Source organism: Thiohalobacter sp. COW1, assembly GCF_016629505.1.
Taxonomy (GTDB): domain Bacteria; phylum Pseudomonadota; class Gammaproteobacteria; order Thiohalobacterales; family Thiohalobacteraceae; genus Thiohalobacter; species Thiohalobacter thiocyanaticus_A.
In genome coordinates this window covers 163,916-181,993 of sequence record NZ_AP024239.1, presented here as the reverse complement: position 1 = coordinate 181,993, position 18,078 = coordinate 163,916, and the positions used below count along the sequence as shown (strand labels likewise).

The window sequence follows — 18,078 nt, the reverse complement described above, 5'->3', positions numbered from 1 at the left end:
AGACTCAGCTGTGTTGTTCCGCGACCTTGGCCACGAACTCGTCGGCGAACACGCGCATGTCGGCCGAGATCTCCTTGATGCGCGAACTCAGGTAGTTGTATCCGAACAGGGCCGGTATCGCGACGGCCAGGCCGGCGACGGTGGCGACCAGCGCGGCAGCGATGCCGGGGGCGATGGCGTTGACGTCGACATCGCCGGAGGCGGCGATGGAGGCGAAGGTGATCATCACGCCGACCACCGTGCCGAGCAAGCCCAGGAAGGGTCCGCCGGAGATGGCGATGGTCAGCAGCACCATCTGGCTGTTGAGCTTCTGGTTCTCCCGTACCAGGGCGCTGTCCATGGTGGCGCGGATGGCATTGACCGCCTGCGGGGAAAGCTCCAGATCCGCGGCCTGGGCGCCGACGGCGCGCGCCGTGCGATGGTGCATCTCCTGCACGGCGGCGTGATAGATACGGTAGATGGGCGAACTCTCAAAGTGGTCATGCCGGCCGGACAGGGCGGTCAGCAGGGGGGAGTCATTGCCGTCGTCGTCTTCATCCAGACTGTCGTCGTCGAGCGCATCCACCTCGCCGGCGCTGAGTCTGACGAAGGCCTGCTGGAAGCGGGCGTTGTCCTTGCGGGTACGGCGGATCACCAGTCCCTTGGATACCATGACCACCCAGCTGATGGCGGCCATGATCGCGAGCATGACGATCACCACCCAGCCGTCGACCGTTACATTGGCCAGGGTCACGGCGAAATAGGAGTGGCTCTCTCCGCCGCCTTCCTGCTGACCGTCCTCACCATAGACCAGCAAGCTGGAGGCCGGGCCCTGGCCGCTGACGGCGGCCTGGATCCAGGCCGCGCTGCGGGCGGTGTTGCTGACGCGCATCTCGTCCAGCGCGCCGATGAAGCCACCCTCGCCGTCAGCGGCCATACCCAGTCGCAGATCGCCCTGCAATGGCGGCAGTTCGGTTTCCACGAACGCCGTCTCCACCCCGTCCAGGAACAACGCCAGGCGTCCCTGTTGCAGACGCAGCGCCAGGTGGTGCCAGTTGCCCGGGCTGAGGGCGGCGTTGCCCGGCGTCTCGGCCAGCAGCGTGCCGTCGGCCTCGACCCGGGCGATCACGCTCAACTCCTCGAGCGTGAGGCTGAGCCAGCCGGCGGCATCGCCGCGCTCCAGCAGCACCGCGCCGCTCTGCCCGGCATCGACCTTCACCCAGGCCGACCAGGTCCAACCGTCTTCCGGGGTAAAGCCAAGCGATGGCGCATCGGGGACCACCAGGGCGCCGTTGCCGTCGAACACCACTCCGTGGCCGATCAGCGCGGCCGGGTCCAACGCGGCGCTGAACTCGCCGACATGATTGCCATAGGCGGTGGCATCGCGCGGCGTTGCCTCGCCCTCCATGAAGTGATAGGCCAGCGCCTCCCGGGCACCGAAGCTGCCCGCCGCATCCTGGGCATCGACGGCAGCGGCATTGCCGTAGTACATCCAGATGGAACGGGTGGCGGCATTGGCCGGCAACTCGGGGATGCGCACCCAGATCAGCGCCATCTCGTTGATGGGGTCGAATTTCTCGATGTGGTATTCCAGCGGCGTCTTGTCATCGTCGGCGATGAAGCGGATATCCTCGCCTGCGGCCATGATGTCGAGGAAATAACCGAAGTTGCCGGTATGCAATCGCACCAGCACCGGCACATCGGTGAGCGGCTCCGCAATATCGGCGCCGACAGCCGTGGTATCCAGCGTGATCTGCTTGCGGAACTGCCAGTCCTCGTTCCACCAGGCCTGAGCCGAGACTGGCAGCATGAAACAGATCAGTAAAAATACAATGGAGCGCCGCATACCGGTTCCTTGATGACGTGTGTATTCCAAGTGTGGGATTATCGAAAAACTATGTTGCACGAATGTGAAGCTTGGTCCGCAGGCGGCATTCAGTCACTGTTGCATGCCGGATCATCCGCCGGACAGTCACCGAAGCCGACCACCTTGACGCTGAGAATGCCCGCCGCCGACTGCTCGCCGGCCTGACCGTCATCACCGCTGCCGCCGATGCTGGCCGTGGAATCCTCGGCCAGCTTGGATGTGGAGCTGGCGACATTACTGACACCGGCGAAGCTCGCGCCCACGCCGGAACTGGCCACCGGCACGCCCACCGAAACACCACCGACATCGATGTTGTCGGCACCGATCACCTCGGTCGCGGCCAGGGTGAGATTGCCCGAGGTGCGGATGCCCGCATCACCGGCGTTGATCGCCCCGCGCGGTGCGAACAGGAAGGCGTTCACGCCCTGCAGGCCGCTGCCCTCCACCGCCGGGGGGAACTCGATCACGGTCTCGCCCGAGGGACCGATCCGGGTGATGGGCGCGGGAATGGAAGCAACGGTCTTGGCCCCCTTGCCGGCGTCGATGCTGCCGTTGGACGACCACACCAGCAGATCGCCCTGCAGGGCGAACACGCGGGTCGAGTTCACCAGCAGGTCGCGGTCGACGAAGATGTTCACATCCCCGGTCCGGGCGGCGACGATGCCGAGTTCGCTGGCTCCCTTGTCGATCAGGCTGTCGCTGGCCGCGCCGGCATTGATGCTGCCGCCGGGGACCAGCATGTCGATACCGCCGCCATCCAGGGTCTGCACCTGGCTCAGCAGCATGCTGATGCCGCCGTCCGGATCCTGCTGCGGAAACAGGGTGTCGATGGCAGCAAAGCCGCGGGAGAAATCCTCGGTGCCGCTGGTCTGGGCATACACACCGGATTCACGCAGTTCTGTGAACAGGATGTCACTCAGGAACTGACGCTGCTCCCGGCGTGCGAGACCGCGGAAGGCAGCCACCGGATCGCCGGCCGGAACGGCAACGTCGCGCGTCTGCAGGAACGCGGCCAGTTCCTCGCGGTAATCGACCACGCCGGCCTGCTCGCCGGTATCGACGCCATCCACCAGGTAGGCCTGAATGAAGCCCGCATAGTCCGGATCGCCGCCCAGGCCGGCCATGGTAATGAGGCGGGCCCCGGTGTCGGCCAGGAAGCGGTTCTTGATGTTGCCGACGGTCTCGATGCCATCGCTGGTGCCGAGCCGGATGCTGCGCCCGGCCAGGAACTCCGCCACACCGGGACCGGCGATCTCGAACTGGCTGACCAGGTCGGAATCCTCCCTGAAGGTCAGGAACTCACCTGTGGCGGGATCGCGCTGAGTGAGCTGGCGGATGTCACGACCGGCGATGAAGGAACTGATGTCGGTGTCGTTGGTGTTCTGGACCTTGGCTGAGACATTGAGAATGTCGCGACCGGCCTGTACATGAGTGGCCTTGGCCAGATCGAGTTCCCAGAAGGGTGTGCCGGCGGTCTCGATGGAGCCGTCCCGGGCGACGATCAGGTTGGGCCGGGGGTCGCCCAGATGGACCGGGACCTCGGCATGCAGGCGGAGACTGCTGAGACTGCCCGCAGGTGTCTGAACGTCAGGCAGCAGCGCGCGGTCCTGATCCGATTGCCGCAGACGGATCCTGACCGCCTGCGTCAGCACCAGCAGATCCCGCCCGGCGAGCAGATCGAGCTGGCCGCGGGCAGCCGGCAGCTGGGTCATGTTTTCAAGGATGCGCAGATCGGCGCTGAGGCTGGCCGCGCGGAAGTTCGGCGCCAGGGCATTGCTGTCACCCGCCGTGCCGCTCAGACTCAGATCCCCCGCCAGCGCGCGCAGGTCCAGGCTCGCGGTCTCGGTGTAGGTATAGAAGGCGTTGTCGAAATAGGTCGCGCTCTCACCGATCCGAAGCCCCTGGCTGGGGCTGATCCCCACCATGCCGAAGTCCTGCATCCGGGCGATGTCGAGGTCGCCGCCACTGGTCACGCGCACGCGGCTGTCACCGCCAGCGACGATCTCCAGTGGATGTCCCAGGTCGCCGGCACCGGCAGTGCCGGCGACCCGGATATCGGCGACCCCGTCGCCCAGATAGAACAGGCTGTCGTGCATATCGCCGCCGAGCCCGACCCGCAACACACCGCCGCCTGCGACCTCCGTGATCTCCTGCGCCACCACGAAGTCGCCGTTCGTATCCGTCACGGCACCATCCAGCGTCCGCCCAGTGGTGGGGATGGCCAGCGTCAGGCGGCGCAGATCACCACCGGCCCGGATGTCGACCTCACCGCCGCCCAGGGCGCCGATGCCGTTGGCGAAGCGGTGGAAGGCGAGACCCCAGTGGGACGGCACCGCGCCCTCGTCAAGCGCCAGTTCACGGCCCTGGAAGTCCGGGTCGCCGTCCGGGGTCGGTTCGCCGATGCGCGGCTGCCATTCGGTGGGCAGCGCCGGCGCGGTCGCGCCCAGGATGTTACCGCCGGCGCGCACACTGACATCGCCGCCGTCGACCGGGAAGATGGCCCCCTCGCCCATCCAGTCGTTGAAGGTGAACTCGGTGGTGAAGATCCCCGTGGACGGGCGCGCTGATTCTATGTTAGGAGACAGACCCCGGTCTCGCCCGGCGGTGTAGACCGCCGCACCGTCACCGAAGCGGATGTCACCACTGGCGGCGAGCTGGAGGTCTCCACTGCCGGTGCGGATCCGCACGGCCGGATCCAGTACCAGATCGGCGACATCGGGCCCGGCGGCCAGGGGGTCGGCTGCGCTCGCATCGGCACCGGCCACCAGGTTGAAGCTCCAGGCGAAGGGATTGGTATCCAAGCGGTCGGGCAGACCGGGCAGGAAGAAGCCGAACCCGGGGTTATCGAAGAAGGAATCGCTCAGATCCCCCTGCAGGCGCAGCTCATCCGCCGCGCGCAGGGTGAGATGGCCGGGCCGGCCCGGATCGGTCGCGGTCTGGCCGAAGCGCCAGCCGCCGGCGCTGGCCGCGCCCTGGAAGTCCCAGTCGTCCGCCAGCACCAGGTCGCCGGCGCTCTCCACGCTCAGGCCGGGCAGGACGGTGAAACCGCCCACCGAGGCGGGCGCGGCCTGCAGGAAGGCCTCGGTCTCGGCTCGCCAGGCGCTGATATCGGCGGCATCGATCAGCGTATCGTCAATGCGCCAGGTGGCGATGAGTTCGGCCCGGACCACACCGGTCAACTGTGCATCCAGGCTGCCGGCGACCAGGGTCTCGGTCTGGCCGTCCTGGTCGCTGTCCAGCCGGCGGGTATGCACCCGCACCACGCCGTCGCGTTCGGCGGGGGCCCGGACCAGGAAGGGATCCGACGCCGGCGCGGCTGCCCCGCCCCGGGTGTCGAAGCGGGCGCCGCCGGCGATCTCCACCCGGTCACGCAGACCATCCGGGTCATCGCCATCGGCATCCAGGGCGATCAGGTCGATCTCGCCGCCCCTGGTATCCGGGCGCGGGGCGCCGTTTGCCGCGGGCGTACCGGTGGCGCGCAGCACGGCGGTGGACTCGATGTCGAGCCGGTCACCCGCAGCCAGCAGGATGCGGCCACCGTTTTCATACACGCTGTCCGGCACGAGCCCGGAGGCGTCCAGGGAGCCCGCCACCCGGACATCCCCGGTATCGGATACCGCGCGCAGGCTGTGACTGCGCAGGGTCTCGCCGGCCCCGATCAGGATGGACTGTTCGCGCAGGCGGATGTCACGGCGGACGCTGAAGCCGCTGCCGAGGAGATCGTTGAGTGCGCCGAAGGCACCGGCGGATGCGTCACCGGCGACATCGAGCCGCCGGGCATCCAGGATGAAACCGCCCCCGCGCAATCCGGAACGCAGTTCGGCGTCGTCGGCGATCCGGAACTCGCCCGCGGGCGTATCGATCCGGATGGTGCCGGCCCATCCCCCGCCGGCCGTACCCGGCGCGACATTCAGTACCACCCCGTTGTCCACGCGCACGTTGCCGGTGTCGGCACGCAGGAGGATGTCCCCGCCGGGGGTTCCCACCGTCTCCGGGCCGAAATCCAGGTCGCGGCCACCGACATCGATGATGGCACCGGCACCGAGCACCAGATCGTCGCTCGCCACCGCCGCGGCCGGGTCGCCGGTCTGCTGCAGCGTCAAGCGACCGGAGCGCAGTACCGTGCGGCCGCTGTAATGGACGGCAGTGCCCTCCAGCCGCAGGGCTGCCGCGAGCCCGGTGCCGGACGGCAGTTCGGCCGCGGCATCACCACCGCTGATTGCGAGTGCGCCGCCCCGGGCGCGGATGGCACTGTCGGCGCCGGCCGCGCCGGCAATCACAGGTGTGTCGATGGTCAGCGGCGCTTCGGCCCCGAGTTCGCCGGTGCCGAAGACCAGCAGCGATTCACGCGCCTGCGCCGTTACCCTGCCGAAGCCCTGCAGGGCGAAGTCACCCGCCTCCAGGCGCAGGCGATCGGCCAGCAGTTCCAGTCCGCCGGCCGCCGGCGCCAGACCGACCTCGGCCAGGCTCCCGCCGCCGCTGTTGCCCAGCCGGATCTCGCCGGCGTCGAGACCGACGGTGAGGCCGTCATTGTCACGCCCGACAACCCCCTGTGCATCCAGTTCAAGGCGGTCGAAACTAATGTTATTTCCCGTCGCCGGGTCCGCCAGTTTGCCGAACACCTCGATGGTCGTGCCGGAACGCAGCACCAGGTCGCTGCCGGCCAGTCCCGCCAGGTTGGCATTGGACAGGATCAGGCCGTAACTCAGACCCCGGCCGTCGGTCTCGCCCAGACTGATGCCGGCCGCGCCCAGGCTGACCCGGGCCCCATCGGCGGCCTCGATCCGTCCGGCGATCACGGCATCGCCCGCCACATCGGCGACCACGGCGCCGGTCGCCTCCAGCCGACTGCCGGCCGTCACCTCCAGCTGCCCGCTCGCCGTTCCGGTCGGGCTCGGCCGTGACAGTTCGAGCCTGCGATCCGAGACCGCCACCACCGCGGCATCGCCGTTGCTGCCGCCGTCGCCGGCGACAATCAGGGTTTCGCGCTCGCCACCGGCCTCGCGGCTGGAACTCAGACGGGTCGAGGCGCCACCGGCTTCACCCACGCGCACCTCATCACCCACCAGGATCAGTTCGGGCACTTCAAGCTCCACGCCGGCAGCGACCTCGACCGCATCGGCGCGCGCGCTGATCACCAGGCCGTCAGGGGAGACGCGGCGGCTGCCGCCGATCAGCAGGCTGTCCGCCCCCAGAGCTTCGAGCTGCACGGCCAGCAGTTCGATGCCGTCCTGCCCGCTGGCCTGTTCCCGAATGCGGATCGCATCCGCCACGATATCGACCTGCGAGCCCAGACCCTCGCTCGCCCCGCCCTGCGCCAACCGGCCTTCCAGCCGCAGCGCCGTACCGGCTTCCAGACTCAGGGTACCGGCATCCTGCGGCCGCCGGGCATTACCCTCGCCGTAGAACTCCGCCAGTGCCGTCTCGCGGTATTCGGCGCGCTGGCGCACCTGCGCGCCAGTCACGATGGCAAAACCCTGGCTGCGGCTGGCAACGGCATCGCTGCCGGCCACGCCGTAACGGCCGCTCAGCACTGGTGCGCCATCGGCGCGCAACCGACCCGCGCCGGCCGTGAGGTCGCGGGTTCCGGCCACCGGCGTGACCAGGTAGCCGCCGAACAGGGCATACCGTGGCGGCAGGATGGCATACTCACCCGCCGGCAGACCGGCGATGCCTTCATCGAGCAGCAGGCTATCGCCACTGGTGAAGCCCTGAATGGCCTCGGCGAGCGGCGTCTCCAGCGGATCGTAGGGGGCGAACTCGCCGGCATGCGGCACGATGGCGAAGGCGGGGTTGGGGATGGTGCTGTCGTCGGCGCCGATGTCGGCCAGCAGGATGTCGCGGCTGCCGCCGGGGCCGGGCACGAACTCGGTGGCGCGGGCCTCGGTACCGCCGCGCAGGTCGAACACCGCATCCGGATTGATCTGAATATCGGGAGCGCTGAGGTGCATGCGCTGCTGCGGCAGGGCACGTTCGAACGCGGCCGAAACCGATTCCGTGAACACGATGTCGCCGTCGTCGTTCAACCGGTTGGGGAAGACCAGCGAACCGTCGGGCTGGGTACGGAAGAAGGGCGCCTGCACGTCCTGTGCCGAGGTCGAGGTCAGGCTGGCAGCGTCGACCAGCAGCTGCGAATCCGCCTCCAGCGCGATTTCGCCCAGCGGTGCGAACAGGTTGCCGAACTGACGGATCCGGTCCGCGGCAAGGCGCAGCCTGCTGCCGATGGACAGTGGAATATCCGTCAGCGCAGCGGACGGGCTGTGGATTTCGATGGCGCCCCCGGCACCGACGACCTCGAGCGCGAACTCGCTCAATGTGGTCGCATGCACCCGCTGCGCGTTCAGGTGCAGGTCGCCGGCGCTGCGCAGCAGGCCGGTGAAGTCATCACTGTTCACCACCCGCACACCGCGCAGACGCACATCACCTTTGGCGTTGACATCGATCGCCGGCGTGCCCGGGCCGCCGAAACCGCGGGTCACCAGTTCGCCGGCGAATTCGACCAGTTCACCGTCCACCCGCAGCCGGCCGGCGCCGGCGCTCGGGTCGAGGCTCATGCTTACGCGGGCGGCATCGTCGGCATTGTTTTCCACATCGCCGCCGGCATCGAAGCGCACGGCCGGCGTGGCCCCGTCGAGTCGCACCCGGGCAGCGGTGGAACCGAGCACAACATGCGGCGCGGACAGGTCGACCCTGGCCGCCCCGGTGGTGCGGATCACGGGGGCATCCAGCCGGATGCGCCGATCCAGGCCAAGCGCGGTATCGCGGGTGAATTCGATCACCGGGATAGAATCCGGCCGGTCGGGCACATTTTCGTTCACTGCCGAGGTCCGCACACTGAGATCGAAGCTGTCGAAGCCGCCCGCGACGAGTTGGCTGACCGGGACGTGGGCGGTGCCGATCAGGGCATCCGGGAGGGTGTCCGTGGCGCCGGGCAAAGTGCCACTGAAGTCCTCGAAGCGCACCACCGTCTCACCGCGATGGAAGAAGTCCACCACGTCCGGGTCCGGCGCGGCAGCGCCGCGGCTGTTCGGATCCAGCCGCAGCGACAGGCTGCCCCCCGGAGCATTCAGCCGGTCCCGGGCGCTCAGGGTACCGGTATATATGAGGCTTTCCGCCGCGCTGAGCTCGATGCTGCCCGCCGCCCCGGCCACCTCGCGGCGGCCCAGCATGCCTCCGGCCCCGAGATCGAGCGTGCCGACCGCGGCATCGACACCGATATGCGCGCCCGCCTCGGCCAGGAGTGAGCCCTGTTGCGCCCGCAGGCTGACCCGGCCGGCATCCAGCACCTCGCCGATGCGCCGGCCGGTAGCGCTGACAGGATCGACGCGCACTACGCCCGCGGCCAGCAGGGCGGCATGGGGGCCGAGCCAGATCCGGTCCTGGATGCTTGCGCTGTCGCCGGCGCCGTCGAGCAGCACCTCGATCGTGCCGGCCGGGGCACTGACGGTGCCGTCAATCAGGATATTGGAACCGGAGGTCAGGCGGATGTCCGCGCCGGGCTCGGCCAGCAGACTGCTGTTGCTGCCGAGCACCAACTGCCCCAGATCGCCGGAGGCCAGACGCAGGTCCACCGGCGTGCGCTTGAAGGCCGGGAGTCGTTGCGCGCGGGTGAAGACCGCGACCGAATCTGCCGATGGCAGCCGTTCGAACGGGCTGTCGTTGGAGCCCGGATTCATGGCCGCGGGGGCATCCGCCGCGGTCTGCAGCTGCAGTGCAGCCACCGGGTCCAGGACCGGTGTGGCCGCGATCAACGCGGCCTCGGTCCCGGCCGCCACTTCGAGATCATCACGCAGAGCGGTGAGATCGAAGGCCTGGAACCCGCCGCGCTGGAAGGTATCGGCACCGACGGTCAGCACCGGTTGCGCCCCGGTGGTCGGCACCTGCAATCCGAACTGGCGGCTGCCCTGCAGCCTGTAGTCACCACTTGCATCGGACCCGGCACCGGCGATGCGGATCCGGCCGGCCTCGACGGCCAGCCGGCCGCCGCCGCCCATGCCGAAGCCGCGCAACTCGCCCGCCAGGTCCAGCCGCGACTGCAGTCCCAACTCGCCCGAGGTCCAGCCCTGCAATGCGATACTGCCGCCGCGACCGGCAGCGAAGTCGCCGTTGGCCCCCAGATGGGCGCCGCCGTCCACATTCAGCACAGCACCGGCACCGACCTCGATGTCGCGTGCCGAGTGCAGCAGGATGTCGCCGCCGTCGGTCACGATCAGCGCTGTGGGCAGCTGCGGATTGACCGCAGCGCTGTCGTTGACCCAGCGACCGCTGACATCGAGCTTGCCGCCGACATTCACCCTGGCATGTTCCGCCGTCGGCAGCAGCGCGCCGAGGCTGCCCAGATCGCCGAGATCGGCGGCCGAACGACCGCTGCGCAGCGCCTCCAGTGCCACGCGGCCACCTGGTGCGCTGACATCGGCCTGCATCCAGACCTGCGTGCCGAGCAACTCCAGATCACTGAAGGCGGGCAGCGCGAGATCCCGGTTGACGATGATGCGACCGGCGTTGTCGATGTCGATCCGGCTCACACCACTGCCGGCCAGCACCGCCGGATCGAGCACGAAGGCGGCACCGGCACCGGCGGGATGTCCGTCCAGCGCCGGCAACGCCCCGTCACTGCCGATCACCAGATCCTGCAGATTGATGTTGAGCTTCTTGATCACCAGTTCGCCGCCGCGCGGCAACTGATCGAAGTCACGCATGACCGCAGCGAACCGCTCACCGCCGAGATCGACGGGCTGGCGGCGTTGATTGCGTCCCACCGTGGTGCGGGCAATCAGATCGCCGTCAAAGCGCAGGCCCGGCGCGGTCAGCGTGAGCGTTCCGGCATCCTTGCCCTCGACGTAGCCGGGCTCGAAGCTGCCCCGGCTCATGCGGAAGGCCTCGGTCACACCCCACTTGGCATGCTCGATCTCGAGCTCCCCCAGCACGCCGGCATAACTCAGATTGGGATCCGCCTCAGCGATGTCCACGACCCGGCCGTCCCGCGTCACCAGTTTGCTGGTGCTCAGCTTGGCACCCGTGCTGGTCACCGCGCCGCCGCTGATATCCAGTGTGGCGCCCGATTCGACCTCGATGCGCCCGCGTGATTTCAGTTCGATCCTGCCGCCCGCGGACAGGCGTTCGTTCACGCCCCGCTGAATGGCACCACTGGTATCCACATTGAGAAAACCGGCGCCCTTGCGGACATCGATCTTCAGTGTCTTGCCGTCGAGTACCCCGTCCCGCTGCTGCGGTGCATCGGCCAGTTCGTTGCCGCGGGCCTCGATCTCGACCAGGTTGCGTGCCACCGACACCTCGGTGGTGTCATCACCGGAGACGTCGATCACGGCCCCCGACTCGAGCCGGATCCCGGCACTGGAACCCTCGGGATCGGCCGCGGTGTCGAAACTCGGCTGTTTCGGCTGGGCGTTGGCTTCGACCACCACCTCACCACCGGTGGCCGTGGTACGCGAGCCGCGCTCGAACAGGATACGCTCACCCTGAATGGTGATGCGCGACAGGGCCTGTGCCTGGGTATCGGGCGCGGTGGCGGGATCGGCATCCGCCACCACCTCGGTGACACTGCCGGTGCCGAGGCGCACCTCGCCGGCACGGGCCGCCACCGAACGAAAACCGTCCACCTCGTTGCCGCTGATATTGCCGGCAGCGGTGCCGTTCATGTCCTGGGCCACCAGGCGCACACTGCCATTGAGCGAAACGCTGGTCGTGGCACGCGCCAGCCCCTGCTGGTTCACCGCCAGCCCCAGCAGCGAGACATCGCCCCGCTCGGCCACCAGTTTGCCCAGGTTGGTCACCTCGCCACCGGTCTTTACGCCCACCAGCAGACCACGCAGGGGGTCGTCCTCCCCGGCCGGGGCGATATAGACCTCGTCTTCCGCGGCGGCGAGTATGATCTGCCCCTCCGGCGACTCGATCTCGCCGGCATTGCTCACCCTCGGCGCGAGCAGCATCACCCTGCCGTTCCTGCCGGAGCGGATCTGCGCGCCCGCCTCCACCCGTATCTCACCCATGGGTCCGCCGGCAGCAAAGGCCGCCGGATTGCCGTCCTCATTGATGGCGTTCTCGAAGCCGACCTCCTGATACAGCTCATCATCGATATCCAGCGTGGACGCGACCAGGCTGCGGGTGTCGACCCGGGCGTTGGGGCCGAACAGCACACCGTTCTGGTTGATCAGGAATACCCGGCCATTGGCGGTGAGTCGGCCGTCGATCACGCTGGGCAGATCAGCCGTGCCCAGCACCCGGTTGAGCGCAATGGAGGAGGCGCGCGGCTGATCGAAGATGACCTCATTGTCCTTCGAGATATTGAAGCTTTCCCAGTGCAGGGTCGCGCGGTCGGCGCTCTGGTCGATCCGCAGGCTGCGGCCGCCGTAGGCATTGGCGAAGGGCTGACCGGGCAGGTTGGCGCCGTCGAAGCGCACCACCGCGCCGGTCTGGTCGCGCAGCACCACGGGCAGGTCGTCGGCGAGCACCGTCGGGGCCGGCGTCAGGCCGACCAGCAGTCCGGTCACGCCCGCGCGGACAGCGGCCGTGAGCGGCACGCCGCGACGGCAGGCCTGGCCGGGGGATTCTGTGTCGTGTTTTTTTGTTGTACGCATAAGCTGCATCATTCAACGCAGGGCGCGCATGGCGCACCAGTTTCAGGACAACCCCGCTCTTCACATGACCGGCGCTTGTTCATGCACACCTGTCGCGGTGCACATGAAAAAGCGCCGGGCGAAGCCGCGTTGCACGGCCCCGCCCGACACTCCCTTGCGGGTGGCTTCAGGTGTATGTCACACCCTCATCCTTACCGGACCGCACCCAGGTCCTGGCAGCTGTCAGGCGCACCCGTCAGGGTCTGACGTGCCCAGGGAGTCTCCGGATTGGAGCCGTCGTAGGCCGCAGAGGCGCCGGCGACCGGGGTCACGTAACCGCCCTGCCAGTCATCGGCATCACCCTTGGTGCCATTGGGGTCGACCACCAGGGTTTCATTGACGGCCTTGATGGCGGAGGCAGCCACGGCGTTCCAGACCTTGAAGTACTCCTTGGCCACGGCCTTCTCGGTGGCATCGGCCGGCGTGGTGCGGATGCCGCCGGTGCGCAGATCAGGCTCGCCATTGACAACGCGGTTCTGGTAGGACAGGTAGTAGACATCCTTGTACTCGCCGGAGATGGCGTTCTCCAGCGTCGGCGCCACGCCGTCCACCTTCACGAAGCGGTAGGCCAGGTTCAGCTTGGTGTTCTTCTCCAGCGAGTTGTAACCCATACCGTAGGCGGTGAAGGGCACGCCGCCGTTGTCATAGGTGATGCCCAGCGGGTGAGCGCCGGAGGCCGTCTGCACCACACCGGCAGTGGGATCCAGATCCTTGCCGGGAACCACGGAGGAGTCACCGGTGCCGAAATTGGCTGCATCGGTCTGCGGCAGGCCGGCAAAGTCACCGTCGAAACCGTTGCCGGTACCCAGCGCATTCAGGCAGTCATCCATGTCGGAAGAGCCGCTGTTCGCGTACATGCCGACCAGACCGATACCGGCGAAGGAGACACCGTCGTTCTGCTCAACCATGGACAGGTTGGAGTTGGCACGGCAGTTGGTGCCCAGGAAGTTGATGGAGAACTGGGCATGGGTACCGGAGCCGTTGGTGCGCTTGCACAGATGCACATTGTTGCCCTGGTTGACGCCGCCGTTGAAGCTGGTCGGGTTCAGCGACAGACCATAGGGCGCGGCATCGGCCCAGGATGTGACCTGACCGAGGAACACGGACTTGATGAAGGCCGACGGCAGGCTGGGCATGCAGCGCACGGCGTCGCGCTCGGCACGGGTCGAGCCCTGGGTCACGGCGCAGTCGGCGGGCAGCATGCCGGCGTTGGCCTGGCTCTCCACCAGGTCGTCGTACATGGGCAGGGTCACGGCAGTACCGAAGAGCAGACCGGGGCCGGGCTTGATATCGAGATTGCCCTTGTCCTCGAATTCCTGGGTCGGACGCTGCGGCACGCCGAGGGGCTCGGTGCCGGCACTCAGGGCCAGGGGACCGACGAAGGGCGCGGGCTCGATGTCGGAGATACCGGCATCCGGATCCTGGTTTTTGATCAGGCTGGGGTCGGTGCACTCGTACAGCTCGTAGCTGTTGCCGGTCAGGCCGATCGGCCAGGCATTGTCGCCCTGGGAATTGGTCACGGCGTCACAACCGGCCACCGAGGCATCCAGATAGATCTTGTTGCCGGGGCTGGCACCGTCCGGGACGGCAACCGGTGCAACGCCGGTGGAGGAACCACCGTTGTACTTGTACACGGCAAGATCGGCACCGCCCATCGGAGCCGGGAAGCTGCCCTTGACGGTGCAGCGCACGACCACATGGTCGCCCTGGTTCAGGATACCGCCGCCGGGCGTTTCGGACGGCAGGCTTTCCACTTCGTCGACGAACACCTGGATGGGATCGGAGGGATCGCAGACACGAATGGTCAGGTCTTCGCGGAGGAAGTTCTGCGGGGCGGTGGCACCGCCGATGAAGATTTCGTTGGCTGCGCCGAGGGCGCCGGCCTGGGCCCCGCCGGAAACGGCCATGGCCACGCTGGCGGCAACCAGATTCAGTTTGGTACGCATGATTGAGACTCCTTCGGAAAATGATATTCAGATATGGGTTCAGGCCTGCTTGCGACGGCGCGCGATGCCGACCAGACCGATCAGGCCGGAACCGAACAGCCAGACCGCGGCCGGGACCGGGACGGCGCTGACGGCGTCATAGCTCAGGGTACCGTTGGTGGCGAGGTTCCAGCTTCCCAGTTGGCCGTTCTTGGTGCCAGCGAAGAAGCCGACCTGGCTGTACAGGAAGTCGTAGGAATCGCCAAGACTCACGCCATTGACAAGGCCATTGCCGTACACGTTGGTTTCGCCGAAATGCGAGCGATCGCCGTCCGGAATATCGGTGACGTAATTGTCGGGCGCGGCGTTGAACCAATCGGTATTGGCGCCGGTGATGTAGGCCGGGATATTGCTGTCGACAGCCGGACCGACCGCAGTCTGGTCAGTAACACTGAAATTCGACAGCATGAACTTATCGAAACCGCTGGTGAAACGGCCCACTACCCAGTAACGGACATCCGAGGCACCATCGATAAAGTCGAAGATCGCCGTGCTCAGGGCCGTATCCGATGAAAAGCTGGACACGGCACCACTGAAGATATCCTCGGCCTTGACGTCGGTATTGATGACCATGGAATCGCCGGACAGACCGTTACGTACGATGTTGACGACGATATCGGTCTCATCGATAGCGATAGCCTGAGCGGCACCGGAGGCGGCAAGCGCCACGGCAACGACTGTAGCTTTGAGTTTGAACATGACAGATGACTCCCGTTGAGTTTGTTGGTTTTCCAAATTTCCTTAGCGTCCCTGATTGCCGGCAGCGCTTCCGACTCCCCGCATCACCGGCAGTCCGCGATCCCACCCCCGGCACAGAGGCCGCAGCGAACAATCGCAGTGCCAGCCTAGCCAGCCTTTCTTACCGGTCGGTGAAGTTCCCTTTAACTTTTCTTGATTCCGCTCAAGCATTCGCAGCGGCTGCCGATACCCCTCCCTTGCATCGCAGGAGGGACACTAAACGTGCAGAATGACGCTGCAGTGAAATGGGCATGATCTTTTTATGACATGGATGGCGCGGAAGACAGCAAATCGCCGCTCTCCGTCACAAAAGGATCAATATTGTCGTACGAATGTTTACAGTCGTATCATGAAAATGATACGCAGCGACGACGCAGTGCAGGGACGTGAAACAGAGGTATCACAAAGAACGCAGGCAGGGGGTTGAAACTGGAACCGGCAACCCCGGAACGGCGCAGGCTCAGAAACCGTAGTTGAGCGAGAAATGCGTGCGGCTGTCGCCACGCTCGATTTCATCGGAATCCGTCAGGGGCCAGGCAAGATCCAGATTCAGGCTCAGACTGCGGAATGCCGACAGACGCAACCCGATCCCGGCACCGTAGAGTTCAAAACTGGTGGGACTGCCCGGCAGGGTGTCGTGATTGCGCAGATAGGCGGCATCGGCAAAGGCCAGCAGGCGCAGGTTGTCGACCCTTTCGTGCAGATGTCCGGCCAGCGAGGGCGTGTAAAGTTCCAGTGTGGCACTCACGCCGTCGTCACCCAGCTGCTGCGATTCATAGTAGCCGCGTACGGATTCAGCACCGCCGGCCGCGAACTGTTCGTTGCTGATCAGCGGCTGCCCGGCCAGCTGACCCTCGAGTAGCCCCCGCAGTCGGATACCGCTCTCAAGCTGGCGTTCGTGACTCAGCCGGGTGCTGAGATAGGCGAAATTCGGCCGCGCCTGGAACCGCTTGTCCTCGAATTCCGCCTCGGAATTGCCCAGCCCGCGCACACCGAAGTTGACGCCGGCCGAGAAGCTGCTCATGTGCTGGTCGCCGAACAGGTTGGCGCGGTAATCGGCGGAGAAGCGGGTATAGTCTATCGGCGTCTGCAGGCTGTCGGCACCCACCAGCTCGATCGCCTCGTCGAAATCCTTGTAATCCGCCCCCATGGTGAGCGAATGCGAATAATCACCGCTGGCCGCCAGGGGCCGCACCCAGCGCATGCCGAGGATGGTGCCGTTGCCGATCACGGAAAGATCACCCGTGCCGCCCACCTCTGTGTCGGACTCGGAATTGATTGCATACAGGGCCAGCCGGTCCCTGCCATCCCGCACCGGCAGCACGTAGGTGGCAGCCAGCACCGAAACCTCATCCGGCTCCTGCGGTGACGTCTGGTACTGCAGCGACAGGCTGTGCATCCGCTGCCACAGGTTGTCGTAGCGCAGGTTGGCCGATGCGCGGGTACGGCTCGTGTCGGCACTGTTGCGACCGTTGAGCTCCACACTACCATGCAAGGGCAATTCGTCCTTGACCCGCAATTCCACCTCCACTGTTCCCGGCCGCCGCCCGGGGCGGAACACCGGCGTGATGCGGCGGTCGCCGCTTTCCTGATTCAGCGCCTGCAGCTGTTCCTGCACCCTGGGCAGATGCGGGACCTCCCCTTCGGCGAGCGCAGGGACCGACTTTCGGATCCGGCCCAGCGAGAAATAGGTCGAACCGCTGATGCGCATACGGTCCACCCGGCCCTGCACCACTTCCAGCTTCACAATACCCTCGGAAACATCCTGCTCCGGGATATTCACGATAACGGTGGGAAACCCCTGGTCCCTGTATAGTGTCTCCAATGCCTTGCGCGCAGACTCGACATCCGCGATGCCCCGGTCGGGCCCGAGATAGGGGTAGACAGCGCGCTCGACCAGACGGCGATCGAGCATTGAATTACCGCTGACACGAATTTCCCAGACATCGAAACCGGGGGCGCTTTTCTCAGTTGCAGTCTGTGCATGTACCGTCGTCATCCCGCCGACAAACAGCAGAAGTACAACCAGTATGAGCTGACGGGAGGGCATGCGAGGTTCCTGTAGCCGGTTGCGGATTTGTCGAGACGACAGTCACATCATGCCGGAATCGTTCTGCCCCGGGACTGCCGGTTATTGCTGGAACCCGCGATTGTGCCGGTGCTTTATGACACTCAAATTACAGTGCGACTACGCATGTTTTCAACTTCAGTCCGAGGTTGATCGCGTGTAGAATCCGCAGCCCCGTATACATCACAACCGCGGATCCCGATCATGTTCCCCATCGTCCGTCTCGGTAGCATTCTCCTGTCAGCAGTCGTCCTGCTGGCCTGCACGCCCGGTGAAAACACACCAGACTCGCCGCTTGTTGTCGACATCACAGCCGTAGCCAAGGCACTGGGGCGGGATGAGGTGATGGAACAGCAGCTGGCAGCCACACGCGATCAACTCAACCGCCAGCTGGACGAAATCACCCATAACCTCAACTCCCAACTGGAGGAGAAGCAGGCTGAACTCGCTGAACAGGCCGACGAGGCGCAGACACAGGAACTGCAGGCGCTCGCATTGCAGGCCAGGCAGACCCTGGAACAGACCCGGGCGCTTGCACAACAGAAGGCGCTCGCCTATCGCAGCTCACTGGTACTGGCCTTCCAGGAGGAGGTCCGCGCCGAGGCAGCCGAGATCGCCCGCCAGCGCGGGGCGACCAGCGTCATGCTGGCAAACGTCGCCACCCTGTGGTTCGATCCGCGCACGGACATCACCGGCGAGGTGATTGCACGCATGCGTGCCGCGGCCGACCGCAGCGACAGGACGAAGGACGCCGGCGCCGCCACCCAGGCTCCTGACTCCAAACAAGCCCGCTAATCTCTCGCG

6 protein-coding genes are annotated in these 18,078 nt (G+C 66.4%); 1 reads left to right on the top strand and 5 read right to left on the bottom strand.

The window, feature by feature from the left end; all coding sequences use genetic code 11:
* Window positions 1–4 precede the first annotated feature (4 nt).
* From COW1_RS00780 to COW1_RS00760, 5 genes are all read right to left on the bottom strand, one after another.
* Window positions 5–1,789 (bottom strand): DUF2341 domain-containing protein, encoded by a 1,785-nt coding sequence (locus COW1_RS00780; protein WP_201345105.1) that lies wholly within the window; start codon window positions 1,787–1,789, stop codon window positions 5–7.
* A 125-nt stretch (window positions 1,790–1,914) separates the two neighbouring features.
* Window positions 1,915–12,444: a filamentous hemagglutinin family protein gene (locus COW1_RS00775; RefSeq protein ID WP_201345104.1), complete on the bottom strand. Its 10,530-nt coding sequence runs from the start codon at window positions 12,442–12,444 to the stop codon at window positions 1,915–1,917.
* 191 nt (window positions 12,445–12,635) lie between these two features.
* Window positions 12,636–14,429, bottom strand: coding sequence for a hypothetical protein (locus COW1_RS00770; protein WP_201345103.1), 1,794 nt, complete (start codon window positions 14,427–14,429; stop codon window positions 12,636–12,638).
* A 39-nt stretch (window positions 14,430–14,468) separates the two neighbouring features.
* Window positions 14,469–15,167 carry a VPLPA-CTERM sorting domain-containing protein gene (locus COW1_RS00765; RefSeq protein WP_201345102.1) on the bottom strand — a complete coding sequence of 233 codons (699 nt, stop codon included), beginning with the start codon at window positions 15,165–15,167 and terminating at the stop codon, window positions 14,469–14,471.
* Between the two features lie 499 nt (window positions 15,168–15,666).
* A complete protein-coding gene (locus tag COW1_RS00760; protein ID WP_255534330.1) occupies window positions 15,667–17,205 on the bottom strand; it encodes a ShlB/FhaC/HecB family hemolysin secretion/activation protein in 1,539 nt (512 codons plus the stop codon).
* Window positions 17,206–17,478: 273 nt separating this feature from the next.
* On the opposite strand from COW1_RS00760, the gene COW1_RS00755 reads away from it, so the two are divergent.
* A complete protein-coding gene (locus COW1_RS00755) occupies window positions 17,479–18,069 on the top strand; it encodes an OmpH family outer membrane protein (protein WP_201345100.1) in 591 nt (196 codons plus the stop codon).
* Window positions 18,070–18,078: the final 9 nt, after the last annotated feature.

Excerpts from the sequence above, each read along its gene's own strand:
- COW1_RS00780 (WP_201345105.1), bottom strand. The coding sequence starts at position 1,789 with ATGCTGCCAGTCTCGGCTCAGGCCTGGTGGAACGAGGACTGGCAGTTC.
- COW1_RS00775 (WP_201345104.1), bottom strand. The coding sequence starts at position 12,444 with ATGCGTACAACAAAAAAACACGACACAGAATCCCCCGGCCAGGCCTGC.
- COW1_RS00770 (WP_201345103.1), bottom strand. The coding sequence starts at position 14,429 with ATGCGTACCAAACTGAATCTGGTTGCCGCCAGCGTGGCCATGGCCGTT.
- COW1_RS00765 (WP_201345102.1), bottom strand. The coding sequence starts at position 15,167 with ATGTTCAAACTCAAAGCTACAGTCGTTGCCGTGGCGCTTGCCGCCTCC.
- COW1_RS00760 (WP_255534330.1), bottom strand. The coding sequence starts at position 17,205 with ATGACGACGGTACATGCACAGACTGCAACTGAGAAAAGCGCCCCCGGT.
- COW1_RS00755 (WP_201345100.1), top strand. The coding sequence starts at position 17,479 with ATGTTCCCCATCGTCCGTCTCGGTAGCATTCTCCTGTCAGCAGTCGTC.